The 18,393-nt window shown below is 36.0% G+C and carries 15 protein-coding genes; 1 reads left to right on the plus strand and 14 read right to left on the minus strand.

What is annotated here, in order from left to right; genetic code table 11:
• Positions 1 to 10: 10 nt before the first annotated feature.
• The 10 genes from HMPREF1135_RS06205 to HMPREF1135_RS06250 all read right to left on the minus strand — a co-directional run bounded on the left by HMPREF1135_RS06205 (position 11) and on the right by HMPREF1135_RS06250 (position 11,800).
• Positions 11 to 1,303 (minus strand): WG repeat-containing protein, encoded by a 1,293-nt coding sequence (locus tag HMPREF1135_RS06205; protein ID WP_007593226.1) that lies wholly within the window; start codon positions 1,301 to 1,303, stop codon positions 11 to 13.
• 9 nt (positions 1,304 to 1,312) lie between these two features.
• Complete coding sequence (locus HMPREF1135_RS06210; protein WP_007593228.1) at positions 1,313 to 1,942, minus strand: prepilin peptidase; 630 nt, start codon at positions 1,940 to 1,942, stop codon at positions 1,313 to 1,315.
• 12 nt (positions 1,943 to 1,954) lie between these two features.
• Positions 1,955 to 3,268 (minus strand): hypothetical protein, encoded by a 1,314-nt coding sequence (locus HMPREF1135_RS06215; protein WP_007593231.1) that lies wholly within the window; start codon positions 3,266 to 3,268, stop codon positions 1,955 to 1,957.
• A gap of 44 nt (positions 3,269 to 3,312) precedes the next feature.
• Entirely contained in the window at positions 3,313 to 4,161 is an 849-nt protein-coding gene (locus HMPREF1135_RS06220; RefSeq protein WP_007593233.1) for a hypothetical protein, read from the minus strand.
• Positions 4,162 to 4,176: 15 nt separating this feature from the next.
• Positions 4,177 to 8,010: a DUF5702 domain-containing protein gene (locus HMPREF1135_RS06225; RefSeq protein ID WP_034243389.1), complete on the minus strand. Its 3,834-nt coding sequence runs from the start codon at positions 8,008 to 8,010 to the stop codon at positions 4,177 to 4,179.
• Positions 8,011 to 8,014: 4 nt separating this feature from the next.
• A complete protein-coding gene (locus HMPREF1135_RS06230) occupies positions 8,015 to 8,701 on the minus strand; it encodes a TadE/TadG family type IV pilus assembly protein (RefSeq protein WP_007593236.1) in 687 nt (228 codons plus the stop codon).
• Between the two features lie 22 nt (positions 8,702 to 8,723).
• Positions 8,724 to 8,960 carry a Flp1 family type IVb pilin gene (locus tag HMPREF1135_RS06235; RefSeq protein ID WP_007593238.1) on the minus strand — a complete coding sequence of 79 codons (237 nt, stop codon included), beginning with the start codon at positions 8,958 to 8,960 and terminating at the stop codon, positions 8,724 to 8,726.
• 65 nt (positions 8,961 to 9,025) lie between these two features.
• A complete protein-coding gene (locus HMPREF1135_RS06240; RefSeq protein WP_007593240.1) occupies positions 9,026 to 9,880 on the minus strand; it encodes a type II secretion system F family protein in 855 nt (284 codons plus the stop codon).
• Between the two features lie 4 nt (positions 9,881 to 9,884).
• On the minus strand, positions 9,885 to 10,688 hold the full coding sequence (locus tag HMPREF1135_RS06245; protein WP_007593241.1) for a type II secretion system F family protein: 804 nt from the start codon (positions 10,686 to 10,688) through the stop codon (positions 9,885 to 9,887).
• Positions 10,688 to 11,800, minus strand: a complete 1,113-nt coding sequence (locus tag HMPREF1135_RS06250; protein WP_007593242.1) for a CpaF family protein — start codon at positions 11,798 to 11,800, stop codon at positions 10,688 to 10,690. Before HMPREF1135_RS06250 ends, HMPREF1135_RS06245 begins: the two co-directional genes overlap by 1 nt.
• Before the next feature lie 503 nt (positions 11,801 to 12,303).
• Here HMPREF1135_RS06250 and HMPREF1135_RS06255 point away from each other — a divergent pair.
• On the plus strand, positions 12,304 to 13,554 hold the full coding sequence (locus tag HMPREF1135_RS06255) for an immunity 26/phosphotriesterase HocA family protein (RefSeq protein ID WP_007593256.1): 1,251 nt from the start codon (positions 12,304 to 12,306) through the stop codon (positions 13,552 to 13,554).
• A gap of 465 nt (positions 13,555 to 14,019) precedes the next feature.
• Here HMPREF1135_RS06255 and HMPREF1135_RS06265 read toward each other — a convergent pair whose 3' ends face one another.
• The 4 genes from HMPREF1135_RS06265 to HMPREF1135_RS06280 form a co-directional block, all read right to left on the minus strand.
• Complete coding sequence (locus HMPREF1135_RS06265) at positions 14,020 to 14,865, minus strand: hypothetical protein (protein WP_007593258.1); 846 nt, start codon at positions 14,863 to 14,865, stop codon at positions 14,020 to 14,022.
• Positions 14,866 to 14,977: 112 nt separating this feature from the next.
• The gene (locus tag HMPREF1135_RS06270) at positions 14,978 to 15,841 is read right to left on the minus strand and encodes a choline-binding protein A (protein WP_007593259.1); all 864 of its coding nucleotides are present in this window, start codon (positions 15,839 to 15,841) and stop codon (positions 14,978 to 14,980) included.
• A gap of 356 nt (positions 15,842 to 16,197) precedes the next feature.
• The gene (locus HMPREF1135_RS06275) at positions 16,198 to 17,850 is read right to left on the minus strand and encodes a Na+/H+ antiporter NhaC family protein (RefSeq protein ID WP_007593260.1); all 1,653 of its coding nucleotides are present in this window, start codon (positions 17,848 to 17,850) and stop codon (positions 16,198 to 16,200) included.
• Between the two features lie 14 nt (positions 17,851 to 17,864).
• Complete coding sequence (locus HMPREF1135_RS06280; RefSeq protein WP_007593266.1) at positions 17,865 to 18,389, minus strand: cob(I)yrinic acid a,c-diamide adenosyltransferase; 525 nt, start codon at positions 18,387 to 18,389, stop codon at positions 17,865 to 17,867.
• Positions 18,390 to 18,393: the final 4 nt, after the last annotated feature.

Raw genomic sequence — 18,393 nt, forward strand, 5'->3', positions numbered from 1 at the left:
TAAAAACCTCCTATTCTACAAGCTTAATAAATTTCCAAGTTTCCTTCTTCACAGCTGCCACACCGCTACTGTTAAAGCATCCTGCTTCACTAAACCCGAAATCAATAACTACTGTGGCTTTTTTATTAATATATCCCCACTTTTTCCCGTCATATACGGCAGCAAAACCGTTTGAAAAAGATTTTGCATTCTTATATTCGGTCATTAACTCAACTTCACCGTTCTTATTTGCAAAACACCATTTATTATTCATTTTAACTGCTGCCATATCATCCGATACAAATGCTTTTGCATCATCAAAGCTTTCGCTTCCCTTCATATTTCCGTCCAAATCAAAAATATGATACTTACCGTCAAGCTTTGCAATATATACATTCTGTGAAGTCGCAAATCCGAAGTCATCCATTATCACATCATCATATATAAAATCAGTAACCTGTGAAAAATCATTTTTGATAACAGCCCATTTGCCTTCTTTTTTTACCGCAGCCCTCTTATTTGCAAATCCCCCTGCAAAATCATAAGTCAACTCGGTGGCTTTTTTTGCATACTCGTCTATATAAGAATACTTTTCTCCTGTCTTATAAGGAGCCAGCTTGTTTCCAAATACACCAAGTGAATCCACTTTAAAGTCAGGCAAAAGCTTCTTGTATCCGTTTTTTTCTATATAGTACCAATCACCGTCTTTACAAACGGCGGCATAATTGGGCTCCTTACCATATGGTAATATATCATCATATTGAGACTTTATCTTTTCACTGCCGTCCGACTTCATCAGGCCCTTTTTATCATCATTTGTGAATACATAAAATCCGTTATAGTACTCATCTATAGAAGCTCCGGCAAAGTAAATTTCGGTATATATTCCTCTAAGCTTACCCTGCAATTCCAAAAAATCACCATCATTAGGTTGTCTTTCCAGATAAGCATTTGCAACTTTTAGAGCATTGGCACTTTGCTTTCTTTCCATATAGTAATCGATGACCTTTTTTGTAATTACTCTCGGATAATTATAATTTTCCAAGATCATACTTCCCTGCTTTTCAAAGTCCTTATATTTCTTTAAATTGAGATAATCATCAAGAATTGCCTCTTCCACCGGAAGCTTATCTTTGGTAAATTCAAGTGCTTTTTTATACTGATCAAGAGCATCTATATAAATTTCTTTTTCATCCAAAGCTTTGGCTTTTGACATGTATTCATTGTATTTTTTACGTTCACTTGCGTTGCCGCCTATTATATTTCCCCAGCCAAGTACCAACAGTAAGATTATTACAGGTACCAATATTTTTTTCATTGTCATATACAGCTCCTAAAATCCCAGTAACATACAAGCGGTTACACTGAAAGCAATAAAAGGTGCAAAAGGTATTTCATCCTTTGTAGTTGCTTTTTTGGTAAACACCTTAAACAGACCGTATAATGCAATGGATACAAGTGATACTATCAATACTCCCATCAAAGTATAAGTTCTCAAGTAAAATCCCAATGCTCCTACAAGCTTTATATCCCCCATTCCGACACCGTTTTTACTGATTGCCTTACTTATGGCAAAAAGTCCACTACCGATAATCATTGCTACAGCAGAATCTATAAATATAGCCAATGCCTCAATTGTATTTGTAAATACATTTATCAAAATAAATATACAGGAAATTCCCAATATAAATACAACCGCCTCATTCGGTATTATCTTTTCTCTGTAATCAATTCCTGCAATTATTAAGGAGACGGATATCACAGTCAAAGCCTTAAATGATTTAAAAATATCATAAGCATATATCCTATATAAGATGCCTATAGCAATTCCTATAATCAAATATGTAATTATCAAAAATACATTTTGCCTTGAATAAATATTGCCATACCTTTTCTTGTACATATACAGTGTAACAGCATATGTTATCAACATAAAAACTACGCAAAAAATCAAGTTCACCATCACCTGTATCTCCTATTCTGTCGTATATAATTTCAACTCCATGCCGTTTTCTCTTGCATATTCCATTGCAAGGATTATTGCCTTTTGCTGATCAATGCTCAATTCTTTGTTTTTTACCACCAGATAATAATACTTTTTATTATATTTATCAGATGTAATATCACCTTCCCAACTGAAGTTTTTAAGTCTTTTCATATCTTTTTTTATAGCACTTAAAAATTTCTTACCGTCCTGATACTCTATTAAATCGGTATCCATACTATGAGTTCTGGCTATATATCTCTCTTCTTCATTAAAAATACTTATACTTTTGTATATACTTGAATCCAGATTTCTCTTTACAACTGTATTATTGTAATTGCTTATCTCCTCGCCTCTATCTTTGGTACTCTTATCCCACACTGAAGCCGGTATATTCAGCCTGTTGCTCGGTGTTACTGCCGGAGTTACATTATCAAAATTGTCTTCTTCACCCGGTATTTCATCAGCACCGTCTTCAAGTGCCGCACCTGCAACGGCTCCTCCGGCCTCATTGGGCTCATTAAAGCTTCCGTCTCCAATCCAAGCTCTGGTGGATGCGGTATTTTTCAATATAAAATCAAATTTATCTATAAACGGTAACGGTATTCTCATCTTATATGTGGCACTTATTTCAATGCTTTGCATATCCAGAAAGAAACTCGAGCCCCAATAGTTTATCCCGTTTTTTCCACCCTGTACTCCCAACTTTTCCAAATATCCGTTTGGAAAACTCTGTAAGTACTTATTTGTAACGGCTCTGCTTATAGGCATTGCAACAGCCAACTTCACAGCATCATATGCACCGTCTTTTATAACCGCCAATATTCCGTTAAAAATTGCTTTTTCATCAGAAAAATAGTCGGTAACGGAAGTATGCATGGCCTGTCCTGCATCATATATCTCCTGTGCACTCTGTCCCACACTGTTCATTTGAGATAATATATCTTCAGGATATTGCTCTGTTCCTTCATCCAATATATTTGAAGTCACATCAGTTGCATTTTCCAGACCGTTTGCACTGGCATTGAAAAACACCTGTACGGTATTAAGCATTTTCTTTGTTTTATCGGTAAATTCACCCGCCTCACTCGATACACCCTGTCCTATATTGTGTACTCCAAGTTTCTTTGCTATATAAGCATACTCGGACACCTGCTTCGCAGTTTGATCTATAGCATTTTGTATACTTGTATATGCCCTGTAAACATTAATCATACTTAAAATGGCAATATACGATGAAATAAAAATCATAAGTATAAGACTTGCTTCTACCGTAATAAAACCTCTTTGCCTGTATCTATCCATTAGTTTGCTCCTTAGTGTGGTCATTTTGAAGGAGTATATTTAATCTACTTACCCAAACTCCTATATTCTTCTTGACTTGAAAAAGTTTTCATAGAAGATTCCGCAGCCTTTTTAAGCTTTTCATAGTTTTCTTCCATAGTCTTGGCTTCTTCTGCATCTGACATATCAACAGGTCTTACACCCCATACCGCCATTCCCATTCCATAGCCTTGCATAGTATCGGATTCCAACTGTCCTGCATCTTTAGGACTGAAATAGTAGTAAGCAATATATCCTCCTCTTATCAGTTCCGGATAATTTGTATTAGCAGGGTCCTTTCTCGTTACGTCTATATGTCCTTCTTCTTTTATAAAGTCAACACCACCATAGGTAACCTTCTCTGTATTATCTACTACCACTTCATATTGCTGTGAAGAAAACATAAAGTACATTCTTCTATCCTCTAAAAAAGAATCCCAAATGCTTGTAAGACCTTTTAGTAAACTAGGTATCTCATTAAGATCCTCGCTATAATCTATATACCAGATTTCTTCTGCATCAGATTTTTGTACACATGTTCTATCAAAAAAGCATGATGCAAGCTCACCTTTATTTTCATCGAATCCAAGTGTAAGTCCACCTGTAGGTATAAAACCGGCTTTTGGAAAGCTTTCATCATCTTCCAAGTCTATCCAACCTATAGTCCCAAGTGTTTCTGCTCTTTTAAATGTTTTTTTCTTTGTCTGTGATTTTGTAGTTTCTTCAACCTTACTCTCATTAGCCGTACTTTCAACACTTGTCGCACTGCCTGCTACTGTATCGGACTTTTTACATCCACTTCCGATAATACTTGCTGTAGCTAATATTCCTATAAATACAATTCTCTTTATATTCTGCATAATCTTTTCCGGCATATAGCCAACCTCCTTTTAATATCCCAATACACCTTTATAATCTATAGGATATCCAAATTCCCCTTTTAAATTGAATTTTTCGTTTTTTAAATTAAAAGCATCCAAATGTATAAATACAGGTTTTATCTGTGTCTTAGCTTCTACCTGTAAAAGAACTGTGGCTTCCTGCATGGAAAATCCCTCTCCTGCGTAGTAGAGTGAACCTTCCTTACTTGCATTTGTCTGTATCAGATTCCCCATTCTACAAATCACACTCTGCTCATCCAATAAATACTGTATAGCCAGAAAAACCATAAGATAATCTCTGTAGCTCATATTAAAAGTGCTTGCCTTCGTCTTATCAAAACCGTTCAGCTCAAGTTTATCCTTTCCCCCTCCTATACTAAGAGCATCTCCACCTGCACCTTCAAATTCTTTATTGAACTCATTTATCTTGTTATTTATTGCTTCCTGTGCATTACTGTTAGCAGCATCCAAAGCGTCCCCAACACTTGTTTTCAACTTTTCTTTAAGTTTACTTTTATCTATTACAGAATTTATTTTATTCTCTAATCTTTTTTTTCTTTCTTCAAAAAACCTTTGTATATTATTATTTACATTTTCCGTTACTTCATTAATATTATCCTTTGTAATACCCATAGCGTCCATAATATAGCTCACAAGTTCATCCTGATTTTCACCGGTATTTATAGCCTTAAATGCCTCAAGTTTAGCCTTAGCTACCAAGCCTCCCGTATCTACCTCAGCTTCTATATCGGCCTGCATTTGATCAAAGGTATCTTTGATTGCCGCTCTAAGTCTGTCTTCCAACCCGTCTCTTGCATCACCAACTTGAGCTACACACCACACTATCTTTTCCTGTATTGGAGTTTGAATGGATGTAATAATCGTTTCAGTAGATGTGTCCACCATATCTGTCACATATATATCCAAAGTATCATTAAAATCCTCTTTCATATCATCCGTATACTCATTCATCTTCTTATAAAGCTGACTCGCCGCAGTCTGTGCAACAGCTTGAGCCATACCGCTGAATCTTGATCTCCATACATTCGGATTTTTATAAAGCGGTACCGACTTTCCCGACACCAAGTCATTGATATCCAACGCACTTTCAGTCAATGCCGCCGCAATCAGTAATACATTCTGAACTATCGGAACTCCGAATCCTGTCCAGCCTGCAATAGCCGTAGCCATTGCAAATGTCTCATTTCTTAGAGCACTGTCACTTGTATACGCATATATTAAATTTAACAAAAGTCTTATACCGAATATTCTTGTTTGTACACCGGACACATTTTCATTCAATTTAGGATTACCAAGAAGTATATACTCCTGCTCAGCTCTGTAAGCTTCATTGTTCTTTTCACTGAAAGGCACTCCCGACAAAGTCTTTTCATTTGTGATACCGCCCTCTTCCCTGTTTGTTGTATAGCAGCTGAACATTGTAGTGGTATATGCCATAAGATAAAGCTTATCTCTTCCACCTACCAATATGTCTCCGATTCTGTCAAATCCCGAAACAGCTTCTTTTGAGGCCTTCAAAGCATTGTCAGCCAATTTCTTATCACCACCGCTTTGAAGTGTTTCCATTGTATTTGAATTCATTATCTGTGCCGCCTGAGCACCTATATTCATTACATCAGCTATTCTTACCGGACTTATTTGCACAGGTTCCGGAGTATTATCAACATGTGAGCCGTTAATCATCTCATCTCTCTTGTTTTTCTGCTCCGAATCACCTTCAGGTTTTGTCGCAACACTGTTTCTTTCAAGAAATGCAAAAAGCGGATCTACATAGTACTTTCCGTCTGTATCTGTCATACCGGAAGTTACTGAATCCATATCATAGCACTCTACTCCAATATAGTTTCGCAGTCTTGGATTTATATATCCAAATTCTGAATCAACTACTTTATATCCCTTTTCCTCTTCGGTAGTTTCAACCACCTTTTGTATCTTGGAAGGAATACTGTTCTCAAAATCCAGGAATACAAGTCTGCTGTCTTCTGTAGGAATATAAGCTCCCAATGTATGTAATGCTTCCTGCTTTGACTCAATTTCACTGTTTGTAGTCAATGTATCCGTGTTTGTCAATCCGGATACATATGATATTATGCTGTTTACCCAACCGTCATCCGTATCATCTGAAGTAGCCGGATGTATTCCCGCATATTCATATTTTTCAAGATTTGCTATAACCTTATTTGAATAATCTATAGATCTCTCAAATATTTTTGTCATTTCAGTGACATAACCTTCAATAACAGCCTTTGTCTTGGTATTATAGTCCTGACGCATATCATTTTTTACACCCGACTCCGCCATATTGCCGATATTGATATCCCAGTTATTGGCTATATCTTTCAGTTCCTTAGCCGATGTTTTAAGTTTTAACAGCTCACCTCGAACACCTTCAGCTTTCTCCTTAAGCCCTGTAAACCACAGATAGTACTCTCTTGCAGTCCTCATTTGAGGTGTAGCAAGAAGTTTAATATCATTTCTAAGATCTTTCATGTACTTATCTCTCAAATTGTTTACATTATAGTTTGGACCTAGAGGTGCGCTTGAGAGTTCCGAACTGCCGTAATTGTCAGGTACAATCTCATTTACGCCTGTTTGTGCCCAATCACCTACAAACTTTTTATCATACCATTCCTTGATATTTTTCCAATCATCTTCCAACTCACTTAATTCATTTTCTAATCTTGTAATTTCCGAGCTGTAGTCATTCTCTTCATCACTTTTACTTATATATCTTGCAATTTCACCGTTTATTCTTATTTTCTCACTTTCGTAATGCTCCTGTGCAAGATTAAACCTTTTAACTACAGTTTGAAATTCATATACCTCAGTCTTATACCGATTATAATAATTCACATAATTGCCGAATCTATTGTACTCTAAAGTGGCATTCCCTCTTGGCGTTGACATCCAATCTCCATATGACAAAGAACTTGTAACCATATGAAAGTCTGTTTTCAATTCACTTATATCATTTTCAAAATTTTCCATTGAATAATGAATATCACCACCCTGTGCATCATTGTTACTGCTATGCCAATATTTATCCTGTTCAAGTTTTGACAGCTTTTCCACCTGTACATATGCCAGTGCATCTCTTGTGGCATATTGAAAATTATTGTCTCCCAAGACATAAATATCATCCTTTATCTCCTTTGGAGTCTTAAAATTTCCTGTCGGATTTATCAAATAATCCTCATATTCTCTTGAAAGAGCATATATTCTTAAGCAAAGATCTTGAATGTCCTTTAGTTTTTTTTCATAATCTCTTTTATTTTCCAATACCTTTTGTTGGTCAGGTAATGATTTTAAGATATTCATCTTCTCTAAAAATCCATACCCTATCACCGCCGGTGCTCTGAATTTCATATAATCAAGCACCTGTGCCCTAAGCACATTTGCATTGGAAAGATTTGCACCTGCCGCCTGACTTACCTCAAAACTTCCGTCAGTCAGCTTCATTTGCATAATATCTGAAATTTCGTTTCCACCGCTTCCTGATAATGCAATATCAACAAGCTCTTTTACCAGGCCTTGATCATGCAGGCCGTTGCTTTTTAATGTAGCATCAAAATATACTTCCAGATTATTTCGTAACTCAGTCATATTCTTAGAAATGGCAAACAGTCCGTATGTATCCTGTAATACCGAATTATAATATGTCAATCCTGCATTGAGTGCCATATCTCCGGCACCCGATACTATATTTCCGGCAAGTATTATTCTGCCACCATCAACCAAAACAGTGGTAAATATTATAACCACTGTTAAGATAAGTGACATAAATATGGTCAGTGAACCATGTTTGTTATAAAAGATTTTCATATTGTCACCTGCCTGTTCCACCCAGTTTATCTCTTAATGTCTTTAATTTATTTACATAGACATCGACCCTTTCCTTTAAGTTGAATCTCTCTAAAAGGAAATCTATTAGATCCGCTCCCAGATCGATGTCTCTGACAAATTCCGTTGCATTGGAGGAGAATGCATAACTTGATTCCTTAAGCTCAATTTTTTCCGGAACACCTACACTTTTAAGTGCCTTACCCAATCCGGCAGGCAATTTAATGCCGTACTTGATATTGACTTTTACTGTAGGTGTTATTATTCCGGTGAACTCTATATCGGAATCTACACTCAAACCGCTAACCATGGTATATTTATATAAAAGCGTATTCAGTTTTTCTTCAAAACCGTCTCCGATTTCATCCTTACTTCTGAAAAAACCTGCGTAGAGTTCTCTCTCCTTATAATAACTGTCAACTCCGTCCGTACCCGGAAAACTCATTACGTCTATATCTATACCGCTACTTATCGGCGCTAGATATTTTTCGTATCCCGGATATGCTCCGTCTCTTGCGGCTTGCGAAGCAATCTTTGCACCGGCAAACTGTACCAAAGTCTGCTCAAGCTTTAAAAGCCCCAAGATAAGCATTGCAATTATAGTAAATATGAATAAAGGATATATTATTGCCGCTTCTACCATCAAAGTACCACGATTGTTTTCACCTCGCATATCTCCTCCTCAGCTAAATATTTTATGGTGTACTGTTAGTACTGACGAAACCGCTAAGTTTATCCAATATTTGACCGACTATATCCTTTAGCCTGTCGTGAAATAAAGTTGCAAGTGCTATTATGATAACTATAAGTACCATAACCGCAACCATATCGGATGCTCCACGCTCTTCTTTCTTAAAAGCTTCAACAGCTCCGTTAAGTTTCATTGTCTGTGTAATAAAAAACAGATCAATAAGTTCAAACATTTTTTCCATCTTGTTTCTCCTCTCTTTGAAAGTTTTAGTTATGTAAAAGCTTTAGTCGACTTTCAGCTCAAACATCAAAATCTGAGACCGGCAAACATAGGCACCATTATCAAAATGAGTACTCCTAAAAATATAAGACCTATCGGCATTATCAATTTACTGCTTGCCTTTTCACCCTTTCTTTTTACTTCATGCTTTTTCTCTTCCCAAGCTTCATTGCTCATATCTCTAAGAAAAACAACCACTTCACCGCTTCCTTTTTGCAGATTCTGTATCATCATCGTTGAAAACTTTCTAAGAGACTTTATAGAGCATCTCTCTCCGAAAGTCTTATAAGCTTCCACCTCTTGAATTCCATTACTCAGCTCCAAGGCGGTGTTTCGCATTTCCTGATATAAAATACCTTCATTTGTAGCTGCCACCTTCATCCATGCCTCTCTTATAGGCACACCTGCATTTACAAGCAATGTAAGCTTTGAGAGCATTCCCGGATAATCCCTTAAAAGCTCATCCCTTCTTGAGTTTATCTTGTCATTTAACAATTCATCCAAATACCATATCATCATTGCGCTTACCGCCACTCCGGCTATTACCAGTTTAAAATTTCCGCTTATTCCCGTTATCATAAACATAAGTAAAGTTAGCACTATTCCAAATGTAATCTGTCCGCCTCGCAGTATATAAAAATAATAAGGTCCGTATTGTTTTCCGTATATTTCCGAAATAAGCTTGATCTTTCCTCTTGAATTTTTACTGTTCATATCAAAATGTATCAGCTCCATAAGTCCAAATCCGATATAATATATGTCAGACAACGGATACTCACCCTCAGGTATTCCCGATAATACATCTTTAAACTTTTTACTGAATCTTAAATGTAAGTAAAGTACAAACAATGCAAATATTGTTACCAATATCATTACTATCATATTTTTACATCCTTATATTCACTATTCTTCTTCCCATCATATAGGCCCCTGCAAACAATCCTATTGCAAATATCTTTACCATTACTGTAAAAACCGTATTTGCCGCCGCTGACATAGTTCCCATTCCGCTAAGTGCAATCATTATTACAATAGGCATTACCATCATAATGTTTAATTCATTTTCCTTTTCAGTAAGAATGGTCTTTATTTCCATCTCAATTTCTATCTTGTCATTGATTATCTTTCTGCTGTCCCATACAACCTGCTTGATATCTCCGCCCTGTCTAAGTCCCGACTCAAATGTAGCCGCAAAGCTTGCAACATCATCAAGTCCGCATCTGTCCGCAAAGTCCTTTAGTAAGTCTTCGATAATTATATTATTTGTCATCCCGGCTATTATTATTCTGGTTTCATTTACAATATCGGATTTTTCACCGTAAAGACTTAGTAAATCTTGATAACTTTCCGCAAATGCCTCCATAGTATTCTTTCCGGAAGAATAAGATGTTGTAAGTGCCTCAAGCAGATCTCTAAACTCAACAAGCAAGTCTCTTTGCCTTTTTTCTTTTCTGTATTTTCTAAAAAAATGTATAGCAGGGATTCCACAGATAATTCCCGATATTAAAGAAACGCCAAATATTCTAAAGAAGACCATTATTACTACAAAACCAAGTGCAAAACCAATTGAAAATCCGACAAGATAATCTACCAATCTCATGTGATATACATGATAGTCATCGGCATTTCCCATAAGACCGTGATTTTCTATATAAGTATCCGACTTACTCTTCAGTATTCTTTTTATCATTAAATAACTCCTTTATATCCCATGAGCTTTAGTTTGAATGTATTCTTTAAAGGATTCTTTGTTCTCTTAAGCTCACCTACCACCTTATCCATGGTGCTTTCTTCACTTTCCTCAAATACATACAGGGGATTCAGTTCTATCTCACCGTCTTTTAATCCCATAACCTCCGATATTTCCATAGTCTTTCTACTATGATCTCTAAGCCTTGAAAGATGTATAATTATATCCACCGCCGAAGATATCTGCTGCCTTATAGCTTCAAGAGGTAGACCTTCAGCACCCATAAGTACCATAGTCTCCATTCTGCTAAGCATATCTTTTGTAGAATTGGCATGTCCTGTGGAAAGTGAACCGGCATGTCCGGTATTCATTGCCTGCAACATATCAAGTGTCTCGGCACCTCTTACCTCACCGACTATTATCCTTTCAGGTCTCATTCTTAGAGATGTCTTTATAAGATCTCTGATTGTAATCATTCCCTTTCCTGAAGAGTTTGAATTCCTAGTCTCAAGTTTTACAAGATTTTCTATACCGACTATTTGAAGTTCTGCAGAGTCTTCTATCGTGATTACTCTTTCCGTCTTCGGGATATAGTTTGATAAGGCATTTAGAAAAGTGGTTTTACCGCTTCCTGTGCCTCCGCTTATAAATATATTGTATTTTGCTTTTACCAATGTTTCTAAAACCTTGGCTATTTGTGGTGTAATGGATTTATATTTTATGAGTTGCTCCACCGTCATAGGTGTCTTTGAGAATTTACGAATAGTTAAAGTAGGCCCTTTTAATGCTACCGGAGGTAAAACCACGCTCACTCTTGATCCGTCCGGAAGCCTTGTATCTACAATAGGATTTGATTGATTTACCTCTCTACCGGCTCTTCCTACAATACGCTGTATTATATCTTCCAGTTTTCTTTGGCTGTCAAAACTCTGATTTAATCTTTCAATCTTTCCGTTTCTCTCAATGAAAATCTCGTCTGTACCGTTTATCATGACCTCCGTAATATCATCATCCTTTATGATCATATCAAGAAGCCCCAGACCTCTTATTGATGAATAAAGCTCATCTGTTAAATTTACTCTTTCTCTGATTGAAATATAGACATCGCCCAATTGCTCACTGACCAGCTTTTCTATTTTTGAATAAAGCTCTTCGTCCTTTAACCTGCTTAATCGAAATATTTAGATATGTATTCTCTCGCTTGATATAAAAAAGCTTTTCGTTCCAAATCGTTCATGCTGCTCTCCTTTAAACATAATATACAATTATATCTAATCCATTCTACGTAATAACTACAATTTGCAAAAAACTTTATGCCACGATTATATCGGCCTAACGGTTTAGTGTCAATATAGCTTACTCATCTTTGTGAATGTTTTTTTCTCATACCTTAATTCATTGTCTATACTATATAAAAATATATTGTAAATTTTGGTGCTAACTTCTAAAAAACTACGCTCCGGCGTAAGGAAACCTTAATAATTTTTGACATGTAACGCTAGATTAGTACAGTAAATTATGCTATACAATTACATTGTTGAGCGTTTTTATATTGCCTATTTTGCATTCTACAATCTATTAATATGCTATAATACAGGTAAATACGGAGGATGAAATGAAATTAATATTTGAACTTACTAATGAACAAAGAAAATATCTTGGACTTATTCCTGTAGAAGAGCACTGGGAACTTGTAAAGTTTGATGACAATATTTATCACTATTTTGAAGGTGATACTATTAAAAAAGAGATAACAGTCAGTGAAAACTATTATCATGAATCTGAACTAAATGAAAAGACGGCAGAAAACCGTACAATGATACTTCCAAAAACTAAAAGAGGTAAAATCAAAAAGTTTAATTATACCGCAGTTCAATCTTTTTCACCATTTGGAACTTATTTTACCTTTTCTACAGCTCAGGTAATTATTGCAAATTATACCACACAAAGGACTTACTATTCGGAAAGTTTTCCGGAAAGTGAAAATATCACAATTGATGATCTGAAAAAATGGCTGGATAAATGGATAGAGGAAACTACTGAAGAAGATTTAAAAGAAATAGAAGAATTTAAAAACACAAAAAGAAAACATTGCAAATTCAAAGAAGGTGATTTCTTTGCTTTTAAACTCTCAAGAAGAGAGTGGGGATTTGGCAGAATTTTACTTGATGTCGCCAAGCTGCACAAGGATGAAAATTTCAAGAAAAATAAAAATTACGGCTTAGCACATCTTATGGGAAAGCCTTTAATAATCAAAGTCTATCATAAGATAAGTGATACTAAAAATATTGATTTGGCAGAATTATCAAAGTGCCATGCTCTGCCTTCACAGGCTGTTATGGATAATATTTTTTACTATGGTGAAGCCGTTATTTTAGGAAATTTACCTTTGAGTCCGGAAGAAAATGATATGTTTATTTCAGTCAGCGAAAGTATAAGCGCTACAGATCCCGATATTGCATATTTGCAGTATGGACTTATTTATAAAGAAATTCCTCTGTCCGATTATCTGAAGCTTATCAAGGAATTAAACATAGGTCCTCAGACTCTTAGAAGAGAAGGCATCGGTTTTGTAATAGATACTTATAAATTAAAAGAATGTATCGAAGCAAAATCCAATTCTCCGTTCTGGGAGAAATACAATAAAAAGAATGTACCTGATTTGAAAAATCCCGATCACATAGAACTCAAAAGAAAGGTTTTTAAAGCTTTCGGACTTGATGCGGATAAGAGTTATGAGGAGAATTTAAAGGCAGAATCACATTTCAATGATGAATTGGAAAAAGGATATGCGGATATGCAAGCCGGAAGAACGAAAAATGTGAATGAAGTCTTTGCAGACATTCGAAAAGATTATGGTCTATGATATATGAAATAAAATTATCTAAACAGTCTGACAGAGATTTGAGAGAAAACTTTGAGTATATTGCTTTTGATTTACAATCACCCACTGATTTGTTTATTTATATTAAATCCTATAATATAGATTTCAAAAGAAAAGTTTTGAATTATAATCTAAACTATCAATTTATGAGAATATTACAAAATGTTATTTAAAAAATATCCTGACAAAACCACAAAGCTATAATGCCTTGTATTTGTCAGGATATTTTTATTTTATATTATGTACTCCAAGTTTCTTTGCTATATAAGCATATTCGGACACCTGCTTTGCAGTCTGATCTATAGCATTTTGTATACAAGTATATGCCCTGTATACATTCATCATACTTAGAAGTGCTATATACGCCGCAAAAAAATCATAAGTATGTTTGCTCCTTAGTGTGGTCAGATAAAACTGTTTAAATCAAGACTATTTATCCGGAATATTTTAATAGGCTTTTTTATGAATCTTCCAGTACTCATCTAAGCTTATCAATGTCTCCATGGAAGCTGTTGTTGATTTTTTCAGCTTTTCATAGTTCTCTTCCATAGTCTTTGCTTCAGCTTCATCCGACATATCTACAGGTCTTAAACACCATATTGCCATTCCCATTCCATAGCCATTAAGGTCATCGGCAGGATTTGAACCGGCACCCTTAGGACTGAAATAATAATATGCTATATATCTGCCCCTTACCAGTTCAGGGTGATCAGTATCGGAAGGATCCTTTTTTGTTACATCTATATGGCCTTCCTCCTTTATAAAATCTACACCGTTATAGGTAACCTTTTCAGTATTATCTACAATCACTTCATATTGCTGTGCAGAGTACATGTAAAACATTCTTCCATCAGCTAAAAAATCCTCCCATACACCCTTCAACCCTTTTAATATTCCAGGTATTTTTTCCAGATCCTCACTGTATTCTACATGCCATATTTCTTCCGCAGATGTTTTATCAGTACATTCACGTTGATAAGAACAGGAAGCAAGTTCACCCTTATTCTCTTCAAAGCCTAATATACTACCGGCACCTGCAGGAAAATACCCAGCCTTAGGAAACTCACGGTCTGCCATAAGATCCATTCCGCCTATAGTCCCAAGCGTCTTACCATATTCAAATTCTTTTTTCTTTGCAGGCTTTTGTGTAGTTTCTTCAACCTTACTTTCTTTTGCAGTAGTTTCACCGGTTGCAGTACTTCCTGTACTTGTATCAGACTTACCACATCCGCTTCCGATAATACTTGCTGTGGCCAATACACCAATAAGCAACATTTTTTTTACATTTTTCATCTTCTTAATTTCGCCTAAACGGCTTCCTCCCGATTATATTAAAAGAGCAGGAGAAGCTTTTCTTCTCCTGCTCCCGATAATTTTATATTTCACCTAAATATAAGGTATATAATTATTTTACCCATCTTCCTGAAGCATCAAGTCTATAGCCGTCTGCGGTAGTGGTATTGCTTAGCATTGCTCCTGACGGGCTCATATAGTACCAATCATTTCCTGACTGTACCCAACCTGTAAGCATTGCTCCGCTTGCATTAAAGAAGTACCATGCTCCGTCTATTTGTCTCCAACTTGTAGCAATATGCCCTTCTCCGTCAAAGAAGTACCATATACCGTCAACCTGTTTCCATGTATTAGTTACATAGCTTCCGTTAGACTCTTTATATTTCCATCCTCTATCAGTGTTTTCCCAACCCTGAGATGATGTATTTGTAGATGAACCCATATCTACATAAAAGTAACCCACTCTATTTGCATTTTTTTCATTGAAGTAGCTTCCCTCAAAATCATATCCGAGTACCTGGTTACTACCTGAATACTTGGAAAAAGATATTATAACATCCTGTCCTGTATATCCTTTATATGGACTTCTATTTAATTTTAATGTAGGATCACCAATATTATAACTGCGTATTGTAAGTGGTGAATACTCTGTTGCTCTTTCCAGAAGCAATGTAGAATACGCAAAAGCTGATTTTTTGTAGTTAAACATAACAACATTATTTTCTTTATTAATTGCCCCTGAAGGATCATAGAAATATGTATCCATATAATCTGAGTCACCTCTATTCATACTAAGAACAGCATCTTTCGTAATAACCGGCATGGTTATCTCTGTTCCAAGCGGTGAGGTCCAAGTGTAAGTCCTTCCCGTATCTCCACTTTTTATTGTGACATCAGGATTGCTTGACGTAAAAGCAAATGCATTAAAGCACATAATCACAGAAAAAGCAGCTGTTAATAAAAATAGTTTCTTCATAAGTACTCCTTTCAGCCCTACCTGCCTTACTTATTCATGCCTATATCTTACTTAGTAACTAAAACAAGTCACTACTTAGATATCTATGAAAAAGAAAGTGATACAGCTAAAAAATATATTTTCTAATAGTTTATAAAACTATAGAATACAATTATATACTTTGGATCTTTATTTTGTCCTTACTTACACATACCTACATTTTTCACACAAAGGACTATTTTATAATATTTCTTTTCAACAAACTTTATATGCCGATTATATACAGGCATGTTTTTTATGTCAATATTATGCTCTTTATATTAATATAAAATTAAAAAACACTCCCGACCTTTCGGTCGGGAGTGCCTTCATATTAATTAAACAGCTTTTACTGAATCTTCTTTATATGTAACTTTCTTTATTATAAAGAGTACTCCAACCATCAATGCTACAGCTATTATAAGTGATATAACGACATTCTTTACAAAAGCCGCTATTATATAGCTTACGAATGATACCGCTGCAACCAACATTGCATATGGTAACTGTGTATTTACATGGTTGATATGATTTGACTGTGCTCCTGCACTCGCCATGATGGTAGTATCTGATATAGGTGAGCAGTGATCACCACAAACAGCACCTGCCATACATGCTGAGATTGAAATGATCATCATCTGTGAATCTTTTCCTGCAAATACGGCAACAACTATAGGTATAAGGATACCGAATGTTCCCCATGATGTTCCTGTTGAGAAAGCCAGACATACAGCTACTACAAATATGATTGCCGGAAGGAGTAATTGCATTCCTGCTGCAGAGTGCTCCATCATTGTAGCAACAAATTCCTTTGCTCCAAGTACATCTGTGATAGACTTTAATGACCATGCAAATGTAAGGATAAGAATTGCAGGTACCATTGCCTTAAATCCTGCAGGTAAACAATCCATACATTCTGAGAACTTAAGTGATCTTCTTACAATGTAGAATACCAATGTGATAATAAGTGCTATAAAGCTACCCATTGAAAGTCCTACTGAAGCGTCACAGTTTGAGAAAGCTTCAACGATGCCCGCACCGCTGAATATTCCACCTGTATAGAGCATTCCGATAACACAACAAATAATCAATGAAACGATAGGGAAAAGCATATCTATAAGATTACCGTCTTTATGCTCTCCTCTGTCAAGGTCTTCAAACTTCTCTTCTCCTGTTGTAAAGAGATCGCCCTTCATTGCATTCTCTTCATGGAGTTTCATAGGACCGAAGTCAAACTTCCAAAGTGTAATAACAAGCATCATTACGATTGTAAGGAGTGCGTAATAGTTAAAAGGAATTGCCTTTACAAAGAGTGCAAATCCGTCTTCACCGTCAACGAATCCTGTAACGGCAGCAGCCCAGGATGAAATAGGTGAAATAATACATACAGGAGCAGCTGTAGCATCTATCAAATAAGCGAGCTTTGCTCTTGAAACCTGGTGCTTATCTGTAACAGGTCTCATAACGCTACCTACTGTAAGACAGTTGAAATAGTCGTCGATGAATATAAGACAGCCGAGAAGAATGGATGTAAGCTGTGCTCCCACTCTGGTCTTAATTCTTTTTGATGCCCATTTACCGAAAGCATCAGAGCCGCCGGTCTTATTCATAAGAGCAACAACCATTCCCAAAATAACAAGGAAGATCAAAATACCTACATTATAGGCACTTGATAAAACTGAAACAAATCCTTTTTCAAAAATGGTCTTCATTGTTCCTTCAAAGTTAAATCCTGATGCCAAAAGACCTCCGAATATAACTCCGATTGCAAGTGAGCTATATACTTCTTTACTTATAAGAGCAAGTACAATAGCTACAAGTGGTGGTACAAGTGACCAGAATGTTGCGTACAGCGCAGGCTTCGGTGCTTCAGCTTCCGCTCCGTACACTATCATCGGACACATAACTAAAATGAAAATCGCTAAACATAGCAAGTATGATTTTTTATTTCTAAAAAACCCGGGATTATAAGTGTCATTACCACTATTCATACCTTTTCCTCTCTTTACATTTCTATACCGACACGGGCTCTTATACCCTTGTCAAACGGATGCTTTACCTTTTGAAAGTGTGTCAGATAATCAGCAAGTTCTACTATCTCATCCTTAGGATTTCTTCCGGTCATAACCACTTCCAGATTTTTCGGGCGGGATTTTAAAAAATCTGTGAGTACATCATGCTCCACCATATTAAGGTTATAAGCATCTATTATCTCATCCATTACTACCATATCAAACTGCTTATCGATAGCCAGATGAATAATTTCTTTTAAATGATTGGTGAAAAACTCTTTAGCAAGAACCTTTTCTTCATCAGTCATATTGAATGTAAAACCGAAACTGTTTTTCTTTGTATACAGTTCAATGTTTTCTATATTTTTTAAAACCTTAAGCTCGTTTGAAGTATCACTTTTTAAAAATTGTGAAAACAGGACTTTTCTGCCACTACCTGCACATCTTACTGCCAAGCCTACCGCCGCAGTTGTCTTTCCTTTACCGTCGCCTTCGTATACATGAACAAGTCCTGTCATAAAA

The organism is Lachnoanaerobaculum sp. OBRC5-5 (assembly GCF_000296385.1).
Lineage (GTDB): Bacteria > Bacillota > Clostridia > Lachnospirales > Lachnospiraceae > Lachnoanaerobaculum.

What these genes read in the sequence shown, in the direction of transcription:
- HMPREF1135_RS06255 (WP_007593256.1), top strand. Translation starts at nt 12,304, where the DNA reads ATGAAATTAATATTTGAACTTACTAATGAACAAAGAAAATATCTTGGA.
- HMPREF1135_RS06225 (WP_034243389.1), bottom strand. Translation starts at nt 8,010, where the DNA reads ATGAAAATCTTTTATAACAAACATGGTTCACTGACCATATTTATGTCA.
- HMPREF1135_RS06245 (WP_007593241.1), bottom strand. Translation starts at nt 10,688, where the DNA reads ATGATAAAAAGAATACTGAAGAGTAAGTCGGATACTTATATAGAAAAT.
- HMPREF1135_RS06235 (WP_007593238.1), bottom strand. Translation starts at nt 8,960, where the DNA reads ATGGAAAAAATGTTTGAACTTATTGATCTGTTTTTTATTACACAGACA.
- HMPREF1135_RS06280 (WP_007593266.1), bottom strand. Translation starts at nt 18,389, where the DNA reads ATGACAGGACTTGTTCATGTATACGAAGGCGACGGTAAAGGAAAGACA.
- HMPREF1135_RS06240 (WP_007593240.1), bottom strand. Translation starts at nt 9,880, where the DNA reads ATGATAGTAATGATATTGGTAACAATATTTGCATTGTTTGTACTTTAC.
- HMPREF1135_RS06270 (WP_007593259.1), bottom strand. Translation starts at nt 15,841, where the DNA reads ATGAAGAAACTATTTTTATTAACAGCTGCTTTTTCTGTGATTATGTGC.
- HMPREF1135_RS06275 (WP_007593260.1), bottom strand. Translation starts at nt 17,850, where the DNA reads ATGAATAGTGGTAATGACACTTATAATCCCGGGTTTTTTAGAAATAAA.
- HMPREF1135_RS06205 (WP_007593226.1), bottom strand. Translation starts at nt 1,303, where the DNA reads ATGACAATGAAAAAAATATTGGTACCTGTAATAATCTTACTGTTGGTA.
- HMPREF1135_RS06215 (WP_007593231.1), bottom strand. Translation starts at nt 3,268, where the DNA reads ATGGATAGATACAGGCAAAGAGGTTTTATTACGGTAGAAGCAAGTCTT.
- HMPREF1135_RS06230 (WP_007593236.1), bottom strand. Translation starts at nt 8,701, where the DNA reads ATGCGAGGTGAAAACAATCGTGGTACTTTGATGGTAGAAGCGGCAATA.
- HMPREF1135_RS06210 (WP_007593228.1), bottom strand. Translation starts at nt 1,942, where the DNA reads ATGGTGAACTTGATTTTTTGCGTAGTTTTTATGTTGATAACATATGCT.
- HMPREF1135_RS06265 (WP_007593258.1), bottom strand. Translation starts at nt 14,865, where the DNA reads ATGAAAAATGTAAAAAAAATGTTGCTTATTGGTGTATTGGCCACAGCA.
- HMPREF1135_RS06220 (WP_007593233.1), bottom strand. Translation starts at nt 4,161, where the DNA reads ATGCCGGAAAAGATTATGCAGAATATAAAGAGAATTGTATTTATAGGA.